The organism is Streptomyces sp. NPDC025793, assembly GCF_055558375.1.
In genome coordinates this window covers 151,576-171,511 of record NZ_JBVHMR010000010.1, presented here as the reverse complement: position 1 = coordinate 171,511, position 19,936 = coordinate 151,576, and the positions used below count along the sequence as shown (strand labels likewise).

General features: G+C 70.0%; 17 protein-coding genes and 3 pseudogenes. 8 read left to right on the top strand and 12 right to left on the bottom strand.

Annotated features, from left to right (window positions below; all coding sequences use genetic code 11):
* Positions 1-28: 28 nt before the first annotated feature.
* The 6 genes and pseudogenes from ACZ4MF_RS21000 to ACZ4MF_RS20975 all read left to right on the top strand — a co-directional run bounded on the left by ACZ4MF_RS21000 (position 29) and on the right by ACZ4MF_RS20975 (position 4,098).
* Entirely contained in the window at positions 29-769 is a 741-nt protein-coding gene (locus tag ACZ4MF_RS21000; RefSeq protein ID WP_467493450.1) for an ABC transporter ATP-binding protein, read from the top strand.
* A complete protein-coding gene (locus ACZ4MF_RS20995) occupies positions 751-2,082 on the top strand; it encodes a hypothetical protein (protein WP_467493449.1) in 1,332 nt (443 codons plus the stop codon). Before ACZ4MF_RS21000 ends, ACZ4MF_RS20995 begins: the two co-directional genes overlap by 19 nt.
* A 155-nt stretch (positions 2,083-2,237) precedes the next feature.
* Positions 2,238-2,645 carry a VOC family protein gene (locus ACZ4MF_RS20990; RefSeq protein WP_402066893.1) on the top strand — a complete coding sequence of 136 codons (408 nt, stop codon included), beginning with the start codon at positions 2,238-2,240 and terminating at the stop codon, positions 2,643-2,645.
* Between the two features lie 131 nt (positions 2,646-2,776).
* A pseudogene (locus tag ACZ4MF_RS20985) lies at positions 2,777-2,902 on the top strand (IS481 family transposase); the annotation flags it as partial.
* Positions 2,899-3,240, top strand: a pseudogene (locus ACZ4MF_RS20980) (LOG family protein); the annotation flags it as partial. The pseudogenes ACZ4MF_RS20985 and ACZ4MF_RS20980, both read left to right, overlap by 4 nt.
* 162 nt (positions 3,241-3,402) lie before the next feature.
* Complete coding sequence (locus ACZ4MF_RS20975; RefSeq protein ID WP_467493448.1) at positions 3,403-4,098, top strand: LAETG motif-containing sortase-dependent surface protein; 696 nt, start codon at positions 3,403-3,405, stop codon at positions 4,096-4,098.
* An 86-nt stretch (positions 4,099-4,184) separates the two neighbouring features.
* Here ACZ4MF_RS20975 and ACZ4MF_RS20970 read toward each other — a convergent pair whose 3' ends face one another.
* The 7 genes from ACZ4MF_RS20970 to ACZ4MF_RS20940 all read right to left on the bottom strand — a co-directional run bounded on the left by ACZ4MF_RS20970 (position 4,185) and on the right by ACZ4MF_RS20940 (position 12,210).
* The gene (locus ACZ4MF_RS20970) at positions 4,185-4,985 is read right to left on the bottom strand and encodes a maleylpyruvate isomerase family mycothiol-dependent enzyme (protein ID WP_467493447.1); all 801 of its coding nucleotides are present in this window, start codon (positions 4,983-4,985) and stop codon (positions 4,185-4,187) included.
* Positions 4,986-5,024: 39 nt separating this feature from the next.
* Positions 5,025-6,047, bottom strand: a complete 1,023-nt coding sequence (locus ACZ4MF_RS20965; RefSeq protein WP_467493446.1) for an ABC transporter ATP-binding protein — start codon at positions 6,045-6,047, stop codon at positions 5,025-5,027.
* Between the two features lie 20 nt (positions 6,048-6,067).
* Positions 6,068-7,669, bottom strand: coding sequence for an ABC transporter permease (locus tag ACZ4MF_RS20960; RefSeq protein WP_467493531.1), 1,602 nt, complete (start codon positions 7,667-7,669; stop codon positions 6,068-6,070).
* A 47-nt stretch (positions 7,670-7,716) separates the two neighbouring features.
* Positions 7,717-8,799, bottom strand: coding sequence for a thiamine ABC transporter substrate-binding protein (locus tag ACZ4MF_RS20955; protein WP_467493445.1), 1,083 nt, complete (start codon positions 8,797-8,799; stop codon positions 7,717-7,719).
* 230 nt (positions 8,800-9,029) lie between these two features.
* On the bottom strand, positions 9,030-10,136 hold the full coding sequence (gene rlmN / locus ACZ4MF_RS20950; RefSeq protein WP_467493444.1) for a dual-specificity RNA methyltransferase RlmN: 1,107 nt from the start codon (positions 10,134-10,136) through the stop codon (positions 9,030-9,032).
* Between the two features lie 326 nt (positions 10,137-10,462).
* Positions 10,463-10,669, bottom strand: a complete 207-nt coding sequence (locus tag ACZ4MF_RS20945) for a hypothetical protein (RefSeq protein WP_467493443.1) — start codon at positions 10,667-10,669, stop codon at positions 10,463-10,465.
* A gap of 458 nt (positions 10,670-11,127) precedes the next feature.
* Positions 11,128-12,210, bottom strand: a complete 1,083-nt coding sequence (locus tag ACZ4MF_RS20940) for a PP2C family protein-serine/threonine phosphatase (protein WP_467493442.1) — start codon at positions 12,208-12,210, stop codon at positions 11,128-11,130.
* Between the two features lie 700 nt (positions 12,211-12,910).
* Between ACZ4MF_RS20940 and ACZ4MF_RS20935 the strand changes: the two are divergent.
* A pseudogene (locus ACZ4MF_RS20935) lies at positions 12,911-13,918 on the top strand (tyrosine-type recombinase/integrase); the annotation flags it as partial.
* 292 nt (positions 13,919-14,210) lie between these two features.
* Positions 14,211-14,876, top strand: a complete 666-nt coding sequence (locus tag ACZ4MF_RS20930) for a YceI family protein (RefSeq protein ID WP_467493441.1) — start codon at positions 14,211-14,213, stop codon at positions 14,874-14,876.
* Between the two features lie 84 nt (positions 14,877-14,960).
* Here the strand turns inward: ACZ4MF_RS20930 and ACZ4MF_RS20925 are convergent, their stop codons facing one another.
* The 5 genes from ACZ4MF_RS20925 to rpsB form a co-directional block, all read right to left on the bottom strand.
* Entirely contained in the window at positions 14,961-16,103 is a 1,143-nt protein-coding gene (locus ACZ4MF_RS20925; protein WP_467493440.1) for a phosphatidate cytidylyltransferase, read from the bottom strand.
* The gene (gene frr, locus ACZ4MF_RS20920) at positions 16,103-16,660 is read right to left on the bottom strand and encodes a ribosome recycling factor (protein WP_071375743.1); all 558 of its coding nucleotides are present in this window, start codon (positions 16,658-16,660) and stop codon (positions 16,103-16,105) included. Before frr ends, ACZ4MF_RS20925 begins: the two co-directional genes overlap by 1 nt.
* A 175-nt stretch (positions 16,661-16,835) precedes the next feature.
* Entirely contained in the window at positions 16,836-17,594 is a 759-nt protein-coding gene (gene pyrH / locus ACZ4MF_RS20915; RefSeq protein ID WP_071379606.1) for a UMP kinase, read from the bottom strand.
* A 228-nt stretch (positions 17,595-17,822) separates the two neighbouring features.
* Complete coding sequence (tsf, locus tag ACZ4MF_RS20910; protein WP_467493439.1) at positions 17,823-18,659, bottom strand: translation elongation factor Ts; 837 nt, start codon at positions 18,657-18,659, stop codon at positions 17,823-17,825.
* Between the two features lie 174 nt (positions 18,660-18,833).
* Positions 18,834-19,748, bottom strand: coding sequence for a 30S ribosomal protein S2 (gene rpsB / locus ACZ4MF_RS20905; protein ID WP_356024524.1), 915 nt, complete (start codon positions 19,746-19,748; stop codon positions 18,834-18,836).
* Positions 19,749-19,936: the final 188 nt, after the last annotated feature.

Below are 19,936 nucleotides of genomic sequence, written 5' to 3'. Positions count from 1 at the left end.
AAACGGATCAGAACCGAGGTGTACGCCCATGGAGGCCCCACCGGACAACGACGTGCTCTGGGCACGCTCACTGCACTACCGGCACCCCGACGGCTCCCCCGGGCTCGCCGGGGTCTCGCTCGCGGTGCGGGAGGGCGAGATCCTCGCCGTCACCGGCGCCCGCGGCAGCGGCAAGTCGACCCTGCTGTCCTGTCTGTCCGGCCTGGTGCCGGCGAGCGGCGGCGAGGTCTGGTTCAACAGCGTGCCCGTGCACACCCTCGGCCCGATGGCCCGGGAACGGCTGCGCCGGGACCGCTTCGGCTGGATCGGCCCCGCCCCGGTCCTGATCCCCGAGCTGAACGCCTGGGAGAACGCCGCCCTGCCCCTGATGCTGCGCGGCACCGGCCGCCGCCGGGCCAAGGTCGCCGCGCAGGAGTGGCTGGTGCGCCTCGACGTCGGCGACAGGTCCCGCTGCCGGCCGCACCAGCTCCAGCAGGCCGAACGCCAGCGCGTCGCCATCGCCCGGGCGCTGGCCACGGCCCCCACGGTGCTGTTCGCCGACGAGCCGACGGCCCCGCTGCACCGCGCCGACCGCACCCATGTGCTGCGCACGCTCACCACGGCCGCCCGCTCGCACGGCATCACCGTCGTCCTCGCCACGACCGACCCCGACATCGCGGCCCTCGCCGACCGGACGGTCTCGCTGCTGGACGGGCGGCGCGTGCAGAACCTGTACCTGCCGGAGACCTCGCAGACGGAAGGCCGGGCCGCGTGCTCGCTCTCCGTCTGACCCGCGCGGCCCGGCCCGCCGTCCAGCTGCGCCGCCTGCTGGTGGCGACGGCCACCGCGGGCACCGGGTTCCTCCTGCTGTCCTGCCTCGGCTACGCGCTGGGCCACCCGGAGTCGGCCCACGCCGCCACGCTGCGCCTGGTCTGGTGCGCGGTGCCGCTGGCCGCCACGGTGTACCTCGCCCTCGCCGTCGCCCGCACCGACCCCGCCACCCGGCAGCGCCCCGGACTGTCCGCGGCGGGCCTCGGCCCGGCCCGGCTGATGGCGGTCTCCGCCCTGACCACGGCCCTGTCCTGCACGCTGGGTTCGCTGCTCGCCCTGCTGGCCTTCCTCCATCTGCGGGGCGACCTGACGGGCCTGCCCTTCGACGGCGCGGCGGCCGGCTTCCTGGCCGCCGGCCGGCCCTTCCCGGTGCCGGCGGCCCTGACCCTGCTGACCCTGGTCCCGGTCACGGCGTCCGTGACGGTGGCGCTGTCCCTGCGCCCGCGGGACCCGCGCCCCGCCACCCCGGCACCGCGCAGATTCGGCCGCTTCGGGGCGTACGGCGAGGTGAGGGGCCGCGAGACGTTCGGGGCGTACGGCAGGTTCGGCGCGCGTCTGGGCCGCAAGGCCGCGGACGGCGGCACCACCGCGACGGCCGCCGGCCCGGAAGCGGGCACCAACGCATCCGCATCCGAATCCGGCCCCGAGCTCCCGGCCCCGGACCCCGCGCCGGAAGCCACCTGGACCGACGGCACTCCCCCGCCTCCCCAGGGCGCCCCCGCCGGTCTGCCCTGGGGCATCACCCTCGTCACCGCCGGCCTCGCGATGCACGCCTACTCCGCCCGCCAGGACCTCGCCGTCCTCGGCGGCTGGCTCCTCATCGCCGTCGGTCTCGTCCTCGCCGCCCCCGGCCTCACCCACGTGTGCGGCCTGCTCCTCCAGTGCACCCGCCCCGGCGCGCTCCGGCTCCTCTCCGGCCGGGTGCTCATGGCGGAGGCCACCCGGATCGGCCGCCCCCTGGGCGTCGTCTGCGCGGTCGTGTCCGCCGGGTACGCCATGACGTCGCTGTACGGCGGCCCGGCGGCGGCGTTCGGCCCCCTGGCCGGCCTCGGCGCGCTGCTCGTCACCGGCTGCACGGTCGCCACCCTGCTCACCGCGGCCGTGGAGACCCGTCAGTGCCGGGCCGACACGACCGCCGCACTGCTCCGGCTCGGCGCCCCGCCCACGATGCTGCGCGTGGCCGCGGCCCTGCGCGCGGCGGCCCTGCTGGCCCTGTTCGGCCCGCTCACCCTCGCCGTCGCCGCACTGGCGGCGCTGCCCGTGGGCCGCTGAGCGGCAACGTCGGAAACCGCGGAGACTGCGGACGCGGAGACTGCGGAAAAGATCCGCCGAAAGACTTCCGCGATCGCCGATGAGTTCGAGCCGGCCCCCCGGTCTACCTCTCGAACACGCTGACCCCAGCACGCACACCACGGGAGAGAAACCCCATGTACCAGCAGATGATCTTCGTGAACCTGCCCGTGAACGACCTCGACGCCTCGAAGAAGTTCTTCACCGAGCTGGGCTATTCGATCAACCCCCAGTTCAGCGACGAGAAGGCGGCCTCCGTGGTGATCAGCGACACCATCGTCGCGATGCTGCTCACCAAGCCGTTCTACGCGACCTTCACCGACAAGGAGATCGCCGACGCCACGAAGACCAGCGAGGTGCTGGTCTGTCTGAGCGCGGAGAGCCGCGCGAAGGTCGACGAGCTGGTCGACAAGGCGATCGCCGCGGGCGGCACGGAGACCGGCCCGACCCAGGACCAGGGCTTCATGTACGGCAGGGCCTTCGACGACCTCGACGGCCACACCTGGGAGGTCATCTGGATGGACCCGGCGGCGATCGAGGGCTGAGCCCACTGCGCCCGGACGTACGCGCCTAGGTGTACTCGGCCAAGAGGTTGGTGACTCGCGTCGGTAGTTGATCAAAAGAGGACCTCCGGGCGTAGTGGAGATGCCTGTCTTCACGACAACCGGAGGTCTTGGTGACCCACGCTCATGCCCGGCTGACCTTCCACGGCAGACGCCTTCTGGTGCGCCGTGTCGTGCACGATCTGCGTCCGGTGGCGCACGTGGCGAAGGAGCTGGGAGTGTCGCGCCAGTGCGCGCACATGAGCCGCCGGGCGCCTTCGCCTCGGACATCGCGAAGTACTTCGCCGACGCCACCCGGGAGGACGGTCTGCCGACCCGCTCCACCACCGGGGTGGTCTTCCTGCCGGGCACCGCCGGGACCGTGCAGGAGATCTTCGACAACGCGACGCCGAACTACTACGAGTCGCACGGCGAGCCCGCTCCCATGGTGCTGGTGGACGAGGACCACTGGCCACGGGAGCCGCCCACCCGACCGCTGCTGCGCTCGCTCGCGGCGGACCGGTCGATGGAGTCCCGTATCGCCCTCGTTGACCGGATCGAGCAGGCTCCGGAGGCGATCAAACGTCTCGACACTTAATGAGAAGGTAAAGCCAACTGCCGTTGACGGCATATGCATTGACACTGCTTACGGAGCGCTTATAGACCTGTGAGCCTCCTGGGGGTGCTGGGGCGTCTCCCTCATTCGTCGCCGCAACTCCCCCTCAACCCCCCGCAGTTGTGCACTCTGTAAAGGACAAACGTGTCCATATCCCGCCGCAGCGCACGCCGTTCCGTGCGCATCCTGGGTGTTGCCTCCGCCTCTGCCGCCGTGGTCCTGGGCCTGTCCAGCACCGCGTCCGCGTGCAACATCCGTGAGTTCAAGGCCGAAGCCAAGTGCGACGGCGACAAGGGTGTCCTCGTCGTGACCGACAACGACGCCTCCGGTACCCCCGCCACCATCACCGTGTTCCGCACGAACAACGGCGGGGTCGAGAAGCAGATCGGCGAGCAGCAGGTCAAGGGCTCCGCCGAGGGTACCCAGGCCACCTTCCAGGAGAACTGGAAGCCGAACGCGACGTACCGCGTCCACGTCACGGCCAGCCCCTTCGTCGACCAGGACATCACGACTCCGCTGAGCACCCCGTCCACCGCCTGCGCGACCGGGAGCTCCACCCCGACCCCGCCGGCCTCCACGACGCCGAAGCCGTCGCCGTCGGAGTCCACCCCGGCCCAGTCGGCGTCCCCGACCCCGTCGGGCTCCGCCTCCAGTTCCGCCCCGGCGAGCGCGGCCCCGAGCAACGCGCCGTCCCCGGCCGCCGGCAGCTCGAACCTCGCCGAGACCGGTGCGAACTCCAACACCCCCCTGATCGCCGGAGTCGCGGGCGCGCTGGTCGTCGTCGGCGGTGGCGCGGTCTGGTTCGGCATGCGCCGTCGCGGGGCGCGCGGCAACGGCTGACCCCCGCCCCTGCGCACCACCGCCGCGGCCCGTCCCCCCCGATCCTTCCCGGGGGACGGGCCGCGGTCGTACGCCGGGACCTCCGCTCAGCCGAAGGTCGCGCGCCGCAGCCAGAACTCCAGCAGCTCCCGCTCGCCGAGCACCTCCAACTCGGGGCTGTCCAGCGGCAGTCGGCGGTAGAAGGCGAGCAGCACGGAGGTGAGCGGGCCGCGCAGGGCGACCGCGGCCTTCTCGTGCCCGCGCCGCCAGCGCACGCCCTCCGCGCCGAACTCCAGCAGCCATTCGGCGTTCAGGTCCGGGTCGGCGTCGGTGGCGTGGAGGTGGATGGAGCGGGTGGGGCCGTCCAGGCGCAGGGCCTCTTCATGGCCCCGGACCTGCTGGAGGAAGACGGCGAAGTCCAGCCACTCGTCCATCGCGTCGACGGCGATCTCCGGTGCCAGTTCGTAGTCGAGCCCGGCGGCGAGGGTCGCGTCGGCGCGGTGGACGGTGATCTCGTGGGTCATCCGGCGGGCCCAGAACCCGGAGACGGCCTTCCCCGGCAGGAAGCTCCACACCGCGGTGTCCGGGCCCGCCTCGCGCAGCGTGGCGACGACCAGCTCACCGGTCTGCGCCAGCCACTTGTCCAGCGCCGCCGCATCGCCCCGCTCCTCGGGCCCGGCACCGAGCGGCACCTGGTCGCGGGGAACGCTCTCCTGCGCCCGGATGCGCACCGTCGTCTCCACCCACCGCAGGGCGCCGCCCATATGGCGTACGAGGTCCTCCAGCGACCAGTCCGGGCAGGTCGGCACGGTCGCGGACAGATCGGCGCCGGAGGTCACCACGGCCCTCAACTGCGCCACCTGATGGGCGATTTCGTCGCAGTAACGGTCATGCGCGAGCAAAGTCATGCCCCTCACCCTAGAGGTGATCACCCCAGAGGTGGGCGTTCAGTCGATCACCACGATCTCGGCCACGTCGAACTCCACGCCGACCGTGTCCCCGACCCCGGGCGCCTCCCGCAGCGCGCACGCGGCCTCCAGACGCGGCCGCCCGTCCCCCGGCTGGAGGTGGACGGCCACATGGGTGCCCTTGAAGGTGCGGGCGGTCACCGTGCACGCCAGGCCCGCGTCGGCCGCCACGAGCCGTACGCCGGCGGGCCGGACGAGCACGCTGCGCGCGCCCTGCGGGGAGCCGTCGGGCACCGGGAGCTTGCCCCACGGGCTGTCGGCGGCCGGGCCGGCGACGGTCGCCTCGGCCACGTTGTCGAAGCCGAGGAAACGGGCCACGAACGCGTCGGCGGGCCGCTGCCAGACGTCGAGGGGCGTACCGGTCTGGGCGATCCGCCCGTCGCGCATCACCACCACCCGGTCGGCCAGCGCGAACGCCTCGCCCTGGTCGTGGGTCACGGCGAGCACGGTCGTCCCCAACCGGCCGAACAGTTCCCGCAGTTCGACCACCAGCCGCTCGCGCAGCGAGCGGTCGAGCTGGCCGAGCGGCTCGTCCAGCATCAGCAGCCGGGGCCGGGGCGCGAGCGCGCGGGCGAGGGCCACGCGCTGCTGCTCGCCGCCGGACAGGGAGGCCACGGCCCGCCGCGCCGCCCCGGGCAGTCCGACCAGCTCCAGCAACTGCGCGACCTCGGCGTCCCGTTCGCCCCTGGTCACGCCGCGCACGCGTGGCCCGAAGGCGACGTTCGCGCCGACGTCCCGCTGCGGGAAGAGCTGGTGGTCCTGGAACATCAGGCCGACGCCGCGCTTGTGCGCGGGCACGCCCGTCTGGTCGCGGCCGTCGAGCAGGATCCGTCCGCCGGACAGGGGCTGGAGCCCGGCGACCGCCCGCAGCAGGGTGGACTTGCCGCTGCCGCTGGGCCCGAGGACGCACACCACCTCGTGCTCGGCGACGTCGAGGCCGACCGCGTCCAGCACCGGCCGCCCGCCGAAGCGCACGGTCGCGGCGTCGAGGCTGAGCAGCATCAGAACTCCCCCGTCGGCATCTAGAACTCCCCGGTCCGGTCGGTGCGCAGCCGCTCCAGGAGCAGTAGCGCGGCGGCGCACACCACCATCAGAATGGTCGAAAGGGCCATCGCCTGGCCGTAGTTGAGATCACCGGGGCGGCTGAGCAGCCGGGCCACGGCGACCGGGAGCGTGGGGTTGTCGGGCCGGGCGATGAACACGGTCGCCCCGAACTCGCCCAGCGAGACGGCGAACGCGAACCCGGCCGCGACCAGCAGCGCCCTGCGCACCAGCGGCAGATCCACCTCCCGCCACACCCGCCACGGCGAGGCCCCGAGCACGGCGGCGGCCTCCCGGAGCCGGCCGTCCACCGCGCGCAGCACGGGCAGCATGGTCCGTACGACGAAGGGGGCGCCGACCAGCGCCTGGGCGAGGGGGACGAGGATCCAGGACTGCCGCAGGTCCAGCGGCGGCTTGTCGAGGGCGATCAGGAAGCCGAAGCCGACGGTCACGGCGGAGACGCCGAGCGGCAGCATCAGCAGCGCGTCGAAGCTCCGCACCAGCCGTCCGGCGTCCCGGCGGGCGAGCGCGGCGGCGGCGAGAGCGCCGATCACGACGGCGATGACGGTGGCGGCGACGGCGTACTGGAGCGAGGTCCACACCGCGTGGATGGGCGCCACCAGGAACGTACCGCCGTCGGAGCTGGTGAGGGCCCGGTAGTAGCCGAGGCCGGGGGCGTCGAGGGAGCGCTGGACGAGGACGGCGAGCGGCAGAACGAGGAGCAGCGCGACGGTGACGAGGACACCGGCGAGCAGTGCCCACTGCCCGCTCCCGCGCGGCGGGCGGGCGGTCGTCTCGGGGGCGACGAGCCGCAGCGCGGTCTCCCGGCGCCGTACGGTCCAGGCGTGCACGGCGAGGATCGCGCCGACGGCGGCGAACTGGAGGAGGGTGAGGACCGCGGCCGTGGACAGGTCGAAGACCTCGGAGGTCTGCCGGTAGATCTCCACTTCGAGGGTGGAGAAGGTGGGGCCGCCGAGGATCTGGACGACGCCGAAGGAGGTGAAGGTGAACAGGAACACCATCAGCGCGGCGGCGGCCACGGCGGGCGCGAGCGCGGGCAGGGTGACCTTGCGCCAGGCGCCGAACGGCGAGGCGCCCAGCATGCGGGCGGCCTCCTCCTGCCGGGGGTCGAGCTGGGCCCACAGACCGCCGACGGTCCGTACGACGACGGCGTAGTTGAAGAAGACGTGGGCCAGCAGGATCGCCCACACCGTGGTGTCCAGCCGTACGCCCCACAGGTCGTCCAGCAGCCCGCCGTGCCCGACGAGCGCGAGGAAGGCGCTGCCGGCGACGACCGTCGGCAGCACGAACGGGACGGTGACCACGGCCCGCAGCACCTGCTTGCCCGGGAAGTCGAGCCGGGCGAAGACATGGGCGGCGGGCAGCGCGAGGAGCAGGGTGAGCGCGGTGGAGGCGAGCGCCTGCCAGGTGGTGAACCACAGCACATGCCGGATGTCCGGCTGCGTGACCACGTCCGCGATCCGCCCGAACCGCCAGGCGCCGTCCGCCTTCAGCCCGCGCGCGACGATCGCGGCGACCGGCCAGGCGAAGAACAGCGCGAAGAACGCGACGGGCAGGGCCATGAGCCCGAGCCGCGTCACGTTCCCGCGTGTCTTCCGCCGTGTTTCGGCTACTTCAGTACGAGCGAGGTCCACGCCTTGACCCACTGGTCGCGGTTGGCGGCGATCGTGCCGGGGGCCATGGTCTCGGGGTGCTGGGCGGCCGGGCCGTACGCGGTGAACTCGGCGGGCACCTTCGCGCCCTTCAGCACCGGGTAGACGTACATGTTCAGCGGCATGTCCTCCTGGAACTCCTTGGAGACCAGGAAGTCGATGAACGCCTTGGCGCCCTTGGGGTTGTGGGCGTTGCTCAGCAGCCCGGCGAACTCGATCTGCCGGAAGCAGGTGCCGTTCGCCACGCCGGTCGGTGCCGTGCTGGGCCGCTTCTTGGCGTAGATCACCTCGGCGGGCGGGGAGGAGGCGTACGACACGACCAGCGGCCGGTCACCGCCCGCCTTCTTGCCCTCGGAGGAGCCGGAGAACTCCTGGTAGTAGGCCTGCTCCCAGCCGTCGACGACCTTGACGCCGTTGGCCTTGAGCGTCTTCCAGTAGTCCTGCCAGCCGGTGTCGCCGAACTGCGCGGCGCTGCCCAGCAGGAAGCCGAGGCCCGGCGAGGAGGTGGCCGCGTTCTCGGTGACCAGGAGGTTCTTGTACGCGGGCTTGGCCAGGTCGGCGAAGGACTGCGGCGGGGTCAGCTTGTGCTCGCTGAAGTAGGCCTTGTCGTAGTTGACGCAGATGTCGCCGTAGTCGATCGGCGTGACCCGCTGCTTGTCCTTGTCCAACTGGTAGGCGGCGCCGACCTGGTCGAGCCCCTTGGCCTGGTACGGCTGGAAGAGGCCGTTGTCGAGGGCACGGGAGAGCAGGGTGTTGTCGACGCCGAAGAAGACGTCGCCCTGCGGGTTGTCCTTGGTCAGGACGGCCTTGTTGACGGCCTGTCCGGCGTCGCCGTCCTTGAGGACCTTGACCTTGTACCCGGTCTTCTTCTCGAAGTCCTGGAGCACGCTCTTGGAGACGGCCCACGAGTCGTGGCTGACGAGGGTGACGGTCTTGGAGCCGGCGCCGCTCTTGGTGTCCGCGGATCCGCACGCGGTCAGCGTCGACATGGCGACGAGACCGAGGCCGACCGCGACGGCCACGAGGGTCTTGTTGTGCACTGGATGTCCTCCTGGGGTTGGCCAGGAAGAACGCGGCCCTGCCCAGGGAGCTGGGCAGGGCGCAACAGCTTGAGTGATGACCGAACTTCCTACCCAGAATGACCTGGGCGAGGTTCAGAGGGTCTGCGGCCCTGTCCGCCGCACTCTCAGCGCTGTGGCGCTCCCCTGTCGGAATATGAAGGTGTCGATATGGAGATGTCGATATGAAGATGTGCGTGACGGTGGCCAGATTACCGCTCGGTGGCCGCCAGCTGACCACAGGCTCCGTCGATCTCCTGGCCCCGGGTGTCCCGGACGGTGACGGGCACGCCGTGCGCCGCGATGGCTTCGACGAACGCCTTCTCGTCCTCGGGCCGCGAGGCGGTCCACTTCGAGCCCGGCGTCGGGTTCAGCGGAATGAGGTTGACGTGCACGGGCTTGCCGCGCAGCAGCCGGCCGAGCCGGTCACCGCGCCAGGCCTGGTCGTTGATGTCCCGGATCAGCGCGTACTCGATGGACAGCCGGCGCCCGCTCTTCTCGACGTACTCGAACCCGGCGTCCAGCACCTCGCGCACCTTCCACCGTGTGTTCACGGGGACGAGGGTGTCGCGCAGCTCGTCGTCGGGAGCGTGCAGGGAGATCGCGAGCCGGCACTTGAAGCCCTCCTCGGCGAACCGGTGGATGGCGGGCACGAGGCCGACGGTCGAGACGGTGATGCCGCGCTGCGAGAGCCCGAGCCCGTCCGGCGCCGGGTCGGTGAGCGCGCGAATGGCTCCGACCACCCTCTTGTAGTTGGCGAGCGGCTCCCCCATGCCCATGAAGACGATGTTGGAGAGCCGGGCGGGCCCGCCGGGCACCTCCCCGTCCCGCAGCGCGCGCATGCCGTCGACGATCTGGTGGACGATCTCGCCGGTGGACAGGTTCCGGTCCAGGCCCGCCTGTCCGGTGGCGCAGAACGGGCAGTTCATGCCGCAGCCCGCCTGCGAGCTGATGCACATGGTGACCCGGTCCGGGTAGCGCATCAGCACGGACTCGACCAGCGTGCCGTCGAACAGGCGCCACAGCGTCTTGCGGGTGGTGCCCTGGTCGGTGGACAGATGCCGGACGACGGTCATCAGCTCCGGGAACAGCGCGTCGCGCAGTCTCTCCCTCGACCCGGCAGGGATGTCCGTCCACTGCTCCGGGTCGTGCGCGTACCGCGCGAAGTAGTGCTGCGAGAGCTGCTTGGCGCGGAACGGCTTCTCACCGATCTCGGCCACCGCGTCCTTGCGCTCGGCGGGCGTGAGGTCGGCGAGATGCCGCGGCGGCTTCTTGGCTCCGCGCGGGGCGACGAAAGTGAGTTCTCCGGGCTTAGGCATGGCGTTACCAGTGTCGCAGATCCAATCGGGTGACCTGGGGCTGGCGGTCGCTACGACTGTCGTTAGGAGTCGTCACTGGTCGCTGTTGAGCAGCCTCGGACGGCCCAGAGACGGCCCGGCTCCGGGCCCGGAGAAGTCGCTGGCGCTAGCGGCGGGAACGCTGACGTCAGCGACCCCACTAGCGGCCGAAACCCCCGGTGACCAGCATGTCAGCAGTCAGCAGACCGGTTCCTGCGCGATCCCCGCAGCGCTCGGCATACGTGGCCGTCCGACCAGGAGGAGGGCTCAGTCGAGCGTGAATGAGCCGCCCCAGTCCGATGCGCCACTCAAATGCAGGGGACGTTGGCAAAGCCCGGGTAGAAGTAGCGCCCGGCCGGACCAGCGCTGTGGACGCAACGGTCGAAGGTGGGGCTCTGGGGCTTCGGGCTCTCGGTGGCGGCGGTCGCGGTCGGTGCGACGAAGGCGATCACTCCAAGGATCATTGCCGCCACCACAGATTTCTTGCCCGGGATGCACCTCCGGAACGTCTTCATTGCCGCCCTCCTTCGAGCCGAGATGGGAGCGCCGCACGGTTCACAAGGCGACGGTTCGGCGCTCGCGATTCCGCCTATCGTCATATGCCGTACACATAACGTCAATACCCAAAATCATGGTATTAGTGTCGAAAAACGACCATCAGGTCGTCCGTCCGACGCCATGGGCAGGCGTGATCACCCATGGCGGCGAGAGGCGCCCCGGTAAGGAAGGTCGCCGGACTGTGACGCCGGCCGAACGTCTGCATTCAGGTAACCCGGACGCGGCATCGAGATCGACAAAACCCAGCCAGCTTCACTGTCAGGCGTAGCTAGATGGGAAGACGCCGTATGCGGATAGCGGCTGACCTGGCAATTCGCTGACCTCGGTCGACGCCCGACTGGTGCCGCTGTTCCCCGTGAATCCCCGCTAAGTCCCGTCGGAACGGGCACGCAACGGGCACGCAGGGCACAGCCGCTCAACACTGATCGCAGGTCCATTCGGCAACCGATGGCGCTGTGCCGTCAGCGGGCTGACGTTGGATGGCGATCAAGGCGGCGTCGTCGTCGAGCTGGCCGCCGACGTGGTGGAGAAGGTCGCTGCGGAGGTGGTTGAGGAGTGCCGTGGGATGGCGGTGGTTCTGGGGGGTGAGTCGGTCGGCGAGCGGGTAGAACGCGCCGTCGGCGTTGCGGGCTTCGATGGCACCGTCGGTGTAGAGGAGGAGGGTGTCTTCGGCCCCTAGGGCGAAGGTGTCGAGGTGGTAGGTGGTTCGCGTCAACGCGCCCAGGCCCAGCGGGGGAGCGGGTCGGCCGGCTTCCAGGGGCACGACGTCATTCGCTTGCAGGAGTAGCGGTGGGGGGTGTCCGCAGGTGACGCTTCGCACGAGGGGCTCGGCGTCGGGGATTTCGAGGAGAGTGGCGGTGGCGAACACCTCTTCGGCCTGTTCGGGGCTCACTGCTTCAGGTGCGACACTGCGGACACTTGAATCCAGGTAGGCGGCGAGTTCCGGCAGCGTGGTTAGCCGGCGGGCGGCGTCGCGGAACGTGCTGATGATGTGAGCAGCGCCGCCGACCGCCGGCAGGCCCTTGCCTCGAACATCGCCGATGATCAGTCGTGTCCCGGTGGGCGTGCGCACGGCGCCGTAGAAGTCTCCGCCGATGCGTGCTTCATCCTCTGCCGCCAGGTACGTCGAGGCCAGGCGAAGGGGGCCGAGTCGGTGGGGGAGGGGAGGCAGTATGGCGCGTTGCGCGGCCTCGGCCACTGCGTGCAGTTGGACCAGCTTTCGCTGTCCGCGTTCCGCCAGGTGCCGGGCGATCGTGACGGTCGCCGAGGTCGCAACGAGGGCAGCCGCCTGTGGCGGGTTCACGGATTGGCGGACCAGGAAGATGGCCGCCAAAGCCGACATGGTCATGATGGCGACAAGTGAGGTCACCCGGGAGCTCGCGTACCAGGAAGTCAGTACAGGCGCCATGATCAGCAAGTCGCCGAGGTGAACCGAGCCAGGCACCTGAAGATCGATGAGTGTGATCACCAGAATGAGCAGCACGGCGATTGTCAGCACGGATCGCGGTTGCGGCAAGGTGCGCGAGTGAAGGAGTGACGGCCTAGCCCGGTGATGCACCAGGTGTAGCTCCTGCATGCGACCTGGAGCCGTATACGCGGGGTCGCGGACCGTGAATGCCATGCGCCGCTCCGTTTCTAAGAGATCATATCCTCGATTCTGATGATTCTATCAACTTAAACGGACATATATATGCATCTGTGGACATGTGCGGCAAGTCACAAGTGTTGTGGACGCCGGCCAGGCTTGATCAGCACCAGTCTCCGCCGCTGGACCAGGACATTCGCGCGCCATCAACCTGCACCCGATGTGCTCGATCGGACCCAGACGCACCTGTACGCCTCACGCCGGCCTCCACCCACCACCCTCCCCAGCTCCCGTCCCGTACGCCGTCGACCCACACACCGTGGAGCGGGCGTGGTTCAGGGGCGTCAAGGTGGAGCGCGCCACTGTACGAACGACCTTGACGCCCCTGAGCCGCGTCTGCTCGGCTCTGCCTGGGTCGATGGTGTGCGGGATGGGAGCCCCCTGCATCCGCCACGACGGCTCCGGGGTCGGCGACGGCGCCCCCTCCATCCCGGTGCCGGCCGATCCCCCGCCGGAGGCACTGTTCTGACCGTGGCCGCGACGTGCGGTGATCGGCTCATGGCCAACGGCCCTATCTACATGCGGGCGCGCGTCGGCGCAGCCCGCGCGGAGGGGCTACGCCGAGAAGTGGCTCAAGACGCACGGCATCGACCCGGCCAGTCAGGTCGTGGTCGAGCAGCGGTTGCGTCTGCACGCGTTCCGGCTGATCGGGTCTCGGCCGCTGGATTCGTTCCGCCCGGAGCACATCCGTGGCCTGGTGAGCGCGCTGGAGCAAGACCCGGCCGTGAGCGGCGGATATGCGCGGAACATCTACGGTGACGTGCGGGCCGTGCTCAGTGCGGCGGTTGACGACGGGCTGTTGCCCCGTAACCCGTGCTCCGCGAAGTCTGTCCGCCCACCGGCCGCCGAGCAGCGCTGTGTTGTGCCGTGGCTGCCTGCGCAGGTTCAGGCCGTCCGTGCCGCACTCCCCCGGCGCTACCAGCCCATGGTGGACGTGGGTGCCGGGTGCGGGCTCCGTCAAGGCGAGATCGTGGGACTGGCTGAGGATGCCCTCGACTTCGACGGCGGCATCATCCGGGTGGTCCGGCAGGTGAAGCTCATTCGGGGAAAGGCCGTGTTCGCTCCTCCGAAGTGCAACAAGGAGCGGGACGTGCCGTTGCCGCCCTCGGTGGCTGAGGCCCTGCGGGCCCACATGGACGCCTTCAAGCCGGTCGAGATCACGTTGCCCTGGCACAAGCCGGACGGCCCGAAGGTGTCGGCCCGCCTCCTGTTCACGAACACCGCGAGCGGACTCGTCTGGCGCAGCAACTTCAACATCCAGGAGTGGAAGCCCGCTCTCGCGGCTGCTGGCTTGATCGCGGAAGCCGGGACGGACGGCAAGTACCAGTCCGCTCGTGAGCACGGCATGCACGCGCTGAGGCACTTCTACGCCTCGGTGCTGCTGGACGCCGGCGAGAGCATCACGGCAGTGAGTGAGTACCTGGGGCACTCCGACCCGGGGTTGACGCTGCGGGTGTACGCGCACCTGATGCCGTCGAGCCAGGGCCGTACGAGGAAGGCCGTGGATCGGGTGCTCCTGCCGGCCCCGCGCGAGCCTGACGGCCCAGAGACGGCCCAGTGACCCACACCCGGCCCCCTATCCGCGCCGAACGCGCTGGTAGGGGGCTTATTGCTGCCCAACTACTGCCAGTTCTCCGGGCTTAGGCATGGCGTTACCAGTGTCGCAGATCCAATCGGGTGACCTGGGGCGGCGCCGGCGACGACGGGCGTCGGCCGCAGTGGTGATGGCTCGGGTACAGCGAGTGCAACGGGTGAAGGGGACGGCGGGCGGCGTGTGAAATTCTGCCGACGAACGGTCGGGTTTCCTGGTCAGCCCTTGTCCTGCCCTTTGCCGTGCCGTAACAACTGGCGCCATGAACCTTTTCGGCCGCAATTCATTTCACCGGCGCGCGCAGCCGTCCGCCGCGCCCGTGGCGACCGCGTCACCGGTGGCCGGCGCCACCGCCACCGCCGTACTGCCCGACCCCGAGCTGGCGGCTCTCACCGGCGAGTGGCTGATCGATCCCGCGCACAGCAGGATCGGGTTCTCCGTACGGCACGCGATGGTGACCACGGTGCGCGGCGCGTTCGCGCAGTACGAGAGCCGCCTGTACTTCGACGGGCGCGACCCGTCCCGGTCCCGGGCCGACATCGTGCTGTACACCTCCAGCATCGACACCGGCGTCGAGCAACGGGACGCCCATCTGGTCGGCCGCCAGTTCCTGGACGCCGCGGCCCATCCGAGAATGACGTTCACAAGCACGACCGTGCGGCTCGTGGGCAAGGACGTCTACCGCATGACCGGCGACCTCACGATCAAGGACACCACCCGTCCGATCGAGCTGGACCTCACCTACATCGGCCACGTCACCGACGCGTTCGGAGACGAGCGGGTCGGCTTCGACGGCACCACCACGATCAACCGCTCCGACTGGGGCCTGACCTACGACGCCCGGCTGGCCCAGGGCGGGTCCATGGTGAGCGAGACGGTCCGCCTCCAGTTCGACATCGCGGCGATCCGCACCACCCGCGCAGCCTGACCCCGCCACACCAAAGTGCCCCCACCCTGCGTCCAGGGCGGGGGCACTTCCGCGTACGGCCACCGGCTCACGACCGCCACCGACTCACGCCGACCCGACGAACACCACCAACAACAACCACACCACCGGCGCGGTCGGCAGCAAGGAGTCCAGGCGGTCCATGATGCCGCCATGGCCCGGGAGCAAGGTGCCCATGTCCTTGATGCCCAGGTCGCGCTTGATCATGGACTCGCCGAGGTCGCCCAGCGTGGCGCTGGCCGCGACCGCGAGGCCGAGCAGCAGGCCCTGCCACCAGGTGCCGTCGTCGATCAGGAACTGCATGCACAGCGCGCCCGCGACCATGGCGAAGGCCACCGCGCCCAGCAGTCCCTCGCGGGTCTTGCCGGGGCTGATGCGCGGGGCCAGCTTCGTCCTGCCGAAGCGCCAGCCGACCGCGTAGGCGCCGGTGTCGCTGACGACCGTCAGCAGGAGGAAGGTCAGGACGCGCCACGGGCCGTCGTCGGCCGTCAGCATCATCGCCACGAACGTGGCGAGGAAGGGCACGTAGAACGCGGCGAAGACGCCCGCCGTGACGTCCTTGAGATAGCCCTCCGGCGGTTCCGTCATGCGCCAGACCAGCACCGCGAGCGCGGTGAGCGCCATGGCGACCCAGGCGCCCTCGGCGCCGCGCACGTACCCGGCGACCACCATCGCCGCACCACCCACCGCGAGCGGCACGAGTGGCGCCTTGATCTCCTTGCGCTCCCGCAGCCTGCTGGTCAGCTCCCACTGGCCCACGACCACGGCGACCGCGACCACGCCGACGAACACGGCCTTGTACACGAACAGGGACGCGACGATCACCACACCGAGTCCGACGCCGACCCCTATGGCCGCGCTCAGGTCACGGCCCGCGCTCTTCTTCTGCGGCGCTGGCGCCGGCTGGGGGGCGTCGGGCATGGGCTCCGGATTCTGGTTCTCGGCCGAGAGGGACCCACCCGGTGCGGGCTCGGGCCGTACCTCGTTGTGGACCGGGGGGCCGCTCGGCCGAGCGGCCCCCCGGTCGTCCTGGTCTCCGCCATACGCGGGTACGTCGGGCACGATGGGCATGGGGCGAGTGTGCTGCGCCTGAGGCGCATCGTACGCGGGACCCGCCGGGGCGGCTCCCTGGACAGGCCCGCCCCCGGTGGGCCCCCAGTAGCCGGCCGGATCCGCCGCCCGCGGCGCCCCCCAGGAAGAGTCGCTCATCAGACTTCGAGCAGTTCCGCTTCCTTGTGCTTCAGGAGCTCGTCCACCTGGGCGACGTACTTCGCCGTGGTGTCGTCCAGCTCCTTCTCAGCACGACGGCCCTCGTCCTCGCCGACCTCGCCGTCCTTGATCAGCTTGTCGATGGTGTCCTTGGCCTTGCGGCGCACGGAGCGGATGGACACCCGGGAGTCCTCCGCCTTGCCCTTGGCGACCTTGATGTAGTCGCGGCGCCGCTCCTCGGTCAGCTCGGGGAACACCACTCGGATGATGTTGCCGTCGTTGCTCGGGTTGACGCCCAGGTCGGAGTCGCGGATGGCCTGCTCGATGTTGCGCAGCGCGCTCTTGTCGAACGGCGTCACGACCGCCATGCGCGGTTCCGGCACGGAGAACGAGGCCAGCTGGTTGATCGGCGTCAGGGCACCGTAGTAGTCGGCCACGATCTTGTTGAACATCGCCGGGTGCGCACGGCCGGTGCGGATCGCGGCGAAGTCCTCCTTGGCGACCACGACGGCCTTCTCCATCTTCTCCTCGGCCTCGAGGAGGGTCTCTTCGATCACCACTTGCTCCTGCGTGTCTTGAGTAAGGCCCGGCTGCGGTTCCTCGTCGGGGCGGCGGCCGGCTGCGTCGCGTCTTCTTCCTGCACGGTTCCCGACCGGCAGGACATTGTCCATCCCCCGGCCGGCAGCCGGCCCCGTCACGGGGCCGTGCACCACCGGCCGGATCGATGCCGGGTCAGTCCCGGCTGCCCTGGTCGCCGACCAGCGTGCCGATCTTCTCACCCTTGACGGCCCGAGCGATATTGCCCTCCGCGAGCAGCTCGAAGACCAGGATCGGAAGTTTGTTGTCGCGGCACAGCGTGATGGCGGTGGCGTCGGCGACCTTCAGGTCGCGGGTGATGACCTCGCCGTAGCCGAGGGCGTCGAACTTGACGGCGTCCGGATTCCGCTTCGGGTCGGAGTCGTAGACCCCGTCCACGCCGTTCTTGCCCATGAGCAGCGCCTCGGCGTCGATCTCCAGGGCGCGCTGGGCGGCGGTGGTGTCGGTGGAGAAGTACGGCATGCCCATACCGGCGCCGAAGATGACCACACGGCCCTTCTCCAGGTGGCGCACGGCGCGCAGCGGGATGTACGGCTCGGCGACCTGGCCCATGGTGATGGCGGTCTGCACCCGGCTGTCGATGCCCTCCTTCTCCAGGAAGTCCTGGAGGGCGAGGCAGTTCATGACCGTGCCGAGCATGCCCATGTAGTCGGAGCGGGCCCGGTCCATGCCCCGCTGCTGGAGTTCGGCGCCGCGGAAGAAGTTGCCGCCGCCGATGACCACCGCGATCTCGGCACCGTCCCGGACGACGGCCGCGATCTCGCGGGCGATCTTGTGCACCACGTCCGGGTCCACGCCCAGGCCGCCCCCGCCGGAGAAGGCCTCTCCGGACAGCTTCAGCAGAAACCGGCCGCGTACTTTGCCGTCGTCGCTCTTCTGGGCCTTGGTGGTCATGGGAGATTCCGCCTCTTTCACGTGGTGCACATACGAAGAAGGCCATTGCCGGTGGGGTCGCTTTTCGCTCCCATACGCGGCAATGGCCTCCTCGTCAGATCTGCTGCCGTCCGCCTCACGCCGGGGTGGGGCGGTGTACGCGGACGACTGCTTACGACCCTATCGGGATTTCTCCCGGGATCGCTCCCGGAATCCCTCTGTGGGTCGTACGTCGATCGCGGTACGGACTCAGATGCCGACCTTGATGCGCGTGAAGCGCTTCAGGGTGACACCGGCCTCGTCCAGAACCTTCTGGACCGACTTCTTGTTGTCCAGCGCGTAGGGCTGGCCGAGCAGCGTGGCGTCCTTGAAGAAGCCGTTGAGGCGACCCTCGACGATCTTCGGCAGGGCGGCCTCGGGCTTGCCCTCGGCGCGGGTGGTCTCCTCGGCGACGCGGCGCTCGGACTCGACGACCTCGGCCGGGACGTCCTCCTTGGAGAGGTACTTCGGCGCGAAGGCGGCGATGTGCTGGGCGACACCCTTGGCGATCTCGGCGTTCGGCTTGTCCAGCTCGACCAGGACACCGATCTGCGGGGGCAGGTCGGGCATGGTGCGGTGCATGTAGGCCGTGACGTAACCGCCGGAGAACTGCGCGAAGCGGTCCAGGACGATCTTCTCGCCGAGGTTGGCGTTGGCCTCGTCCACGAACGCCTGGACGGTCTTGCCGGCCTCGATCTCGGAGGCGAGCAGGGCCTCGATGTCGGCCGGGGAGGTCTCGGCGACGTGCTCGGCGATGGCCTTGGCCACGGCCTGGAACTTCTCGCCCTTGGCCACGAAGTCCGTCTCGCACTTCAGCTCGACGAGGACGCCGGAGGTGTTGTCGCCGGCGATGATGGAGACCACGGCGCCGTTCTCGGCGGAGCGGCCCTCGCGCTTGGCGACGCCCTTCTGGCCCTTGATGCGGAGCGCCTCGACGGCCTTGTCGACGTTGCCCTCGGCCTCGTCCAGCGCCTTCTTGCAGTCCATCATGCCGGCGCCCGTGAGCTCACGGAGCTTCTTGACGTCGGCGGCGGTGTAGTTCGCCATGAGTCTGTGAGTCTTTCTCGAAGTCTGGAAGATCTTCAGGTCACCACGGTTTTGCGTTCCACATGTACGCGCGGATCACATACATCGTGCCGACCTACGGGTGAACAGCGGGGGCGGACTTCACCGCGCCGGGGCGCTGTGGTTGCAGTACCGCCCCCGCTGTCGACGCCTGCGTCAGGCCTGCTCGCCCTCGGCGGCCTTCTCCTCGGCCGGGGCGGCCTCGGCGGCCGGGGCCTCGGCGGCCGGGGCCTCGGCGGCAGCCTCGGCCGGCTTCTCGGCCTCGGCGGCCGGAGCCGCGTCCTCGGAGTCCGTCTTCTTCTCACCCTCGAGCAGGTCGCGCTCCCACTCGGCGAGCGGCTCGCCCGCGGCCTTCTCGCCCTTGTCACCGGTGGCGACGCGAGAGCGGGAGATGAGGCCCTCGGCGACGGCGTCGGCGATCACGCGGGTGAGCAGGGTGACGGAGCGGATCGCGTCGTCGTTGCCCGGGATCTTGTAGTCGACCTCGTCGGGGTCGCAGTTGGTGTCGAGGATCGCGACGACCGGAATGTTGAGCTTCCGGGCCTCACCAACGGCGATGTGCTCCTTCTTGGTGTCCACGATCCAGACGGCGCTGGGCACCTTCTGCATCTCGCGGATACCACCGAGGGTCTTCTCCAGCTTGGCCTTCTCGCGCGAGAGCACGAGAAGCTCCTTCTTGGTCAGACCCGACGCGGCGACGTCCTCGAAGTCGATCTGCTCGAGCTCCTTGAGGCGCTGCAGACGCTTGTAGACGGTCGAGAAGTTGGTGAGCATGCCGCCCAGCCAGCGCTGGTTGACGTAGGGCATGCCGACGCGGGTGGCCTGCTCGGCGATGGCCTCCTGCGCCTGCTTCTTGGTGCCGACGAACATGACCGTGCCGCCGTGGGCGACGGTCTCCTTGACGAACTCGTAGGCGCGGTCGATGTACGACAGCGACTGGAGCAGGTCGATGATGTAGATGCCGTTGCGCTCGGTGAAGATGAAGCGCTTCATCTTCGGGTTCCAGCGACGGGTCTGGTGACCGAAGTGGACGCCGCTCTCCAGCAGCTCCCGCATCGTGACGACGGCCATGGCCGTATCTCCTCGAAATTCTCGGTTGTGCCGCGTCCGCCGGACGGCGGTCGCGCCTGACGCCCGCGATGCGCCGTGCCGCAAAGGACCGAGAGGCGCTGACACCGACCGCTTGGCGGCCCGGTGTCGGGGCGTGCGAAGTCGACCCGGTGACCCGGATCGCCAGAAGAAGTGTACGGGACCGCCGG

What these genes read in the sequence shown, in the direction of transcription:
- rlmN (WP_467493444.1), bottom strand. Translation starts at nt 10,136, where the DNA reads ATGCCTAAGCCCGGAGAACTCACTTTCGTCGCCCCGCGCGGAGCCAAG.
- ACZ4MF_RS21000 (WP_467493450.1), top strand. Translation starts at nt 29, where the DNA reads ATGGAGGCCCCACCGGACAACGACGTGCTCTGGGCACGCTCACTGCAC.
- ACZ4MF_RS20965 (WP_467493446.1), bottom strand. Translation starts at nt 6,047, where the DNA reads ATGCTGCTCAGCCTCGACGCCGCGACCGTGCGCTTCGGCGGGCGGCCG.
- ACZ4MF_RS20970 (WP_467493447.1), bottom strand. Translation starts at nt 4,985, where the DNA reads ATGACTTTGCTCGCGCATGACCGTTACTGCGACGAAATCGCCCATCAG.
- ACZ4MF_RS20925 (WP_467493440.1), bottom strand. Translation starts at nt 16,103, where the DNA reads ATGAGCGACTCTTCCTGGGGGGCGCCGCGGGCGGCGGATCCGGCCGGC.
- rpsB (WP_356024524.1), bottom strand. Translation starts at nt 19,748, where the DNA reads ATGGCCGTCGTCACGATGCGGGAGCTGCTGGAGAGCGGCGTCCACTTC.
- ACZ4MF_RS20990 (WP_402066893.1), top strand. Translation starts at nt 2,238, where the DNA reads ATGTACCAGCAGATGATCTTCGTGAACCTGCCCGTGAACGACCTCGAC.
- ACZ4MF_RS20945 (WP_467493443.1), bottom strand. Translation starts at nt 10,669, where the DNA reads ATGAAGACGTTCCGGAGGTGCATCCCGGGCAAGAAATCTGTGGTGGCG.
- ACZ4MF_RS20930 (WP_467493441.1), top strand. Translation starts at nt 14,211, where the DNA reads ATGAACCTTTTCGGCCGCAATTCATTTCACCGGCGCGCGCAGCCGTCC.
- pyrH (WP_071379606.1), bottom strand. Translation starts at nt 17,594, where the DNA reads ATGACCACCAAGGCCCAGAAGAGCGACGACGGCAAAGTACGCGGCCGG.
- ACZ4MF_RS20960 (WP_467493531.1), bottom strand. Translation starts at nt 7,669, where the DNA reads ATGGCCCTGCCCGTCGCGTTCTTCGCGCTGTTCTTCGCCTGGCCGGTC.
- tsf (WP_467493439.1), bottom strand. Translation starts at nt 18,659, where the DNA reads ATGGCGAACTACACCGCCGCCGACGTCAAGAAGCTCCGTGAGCTCACG.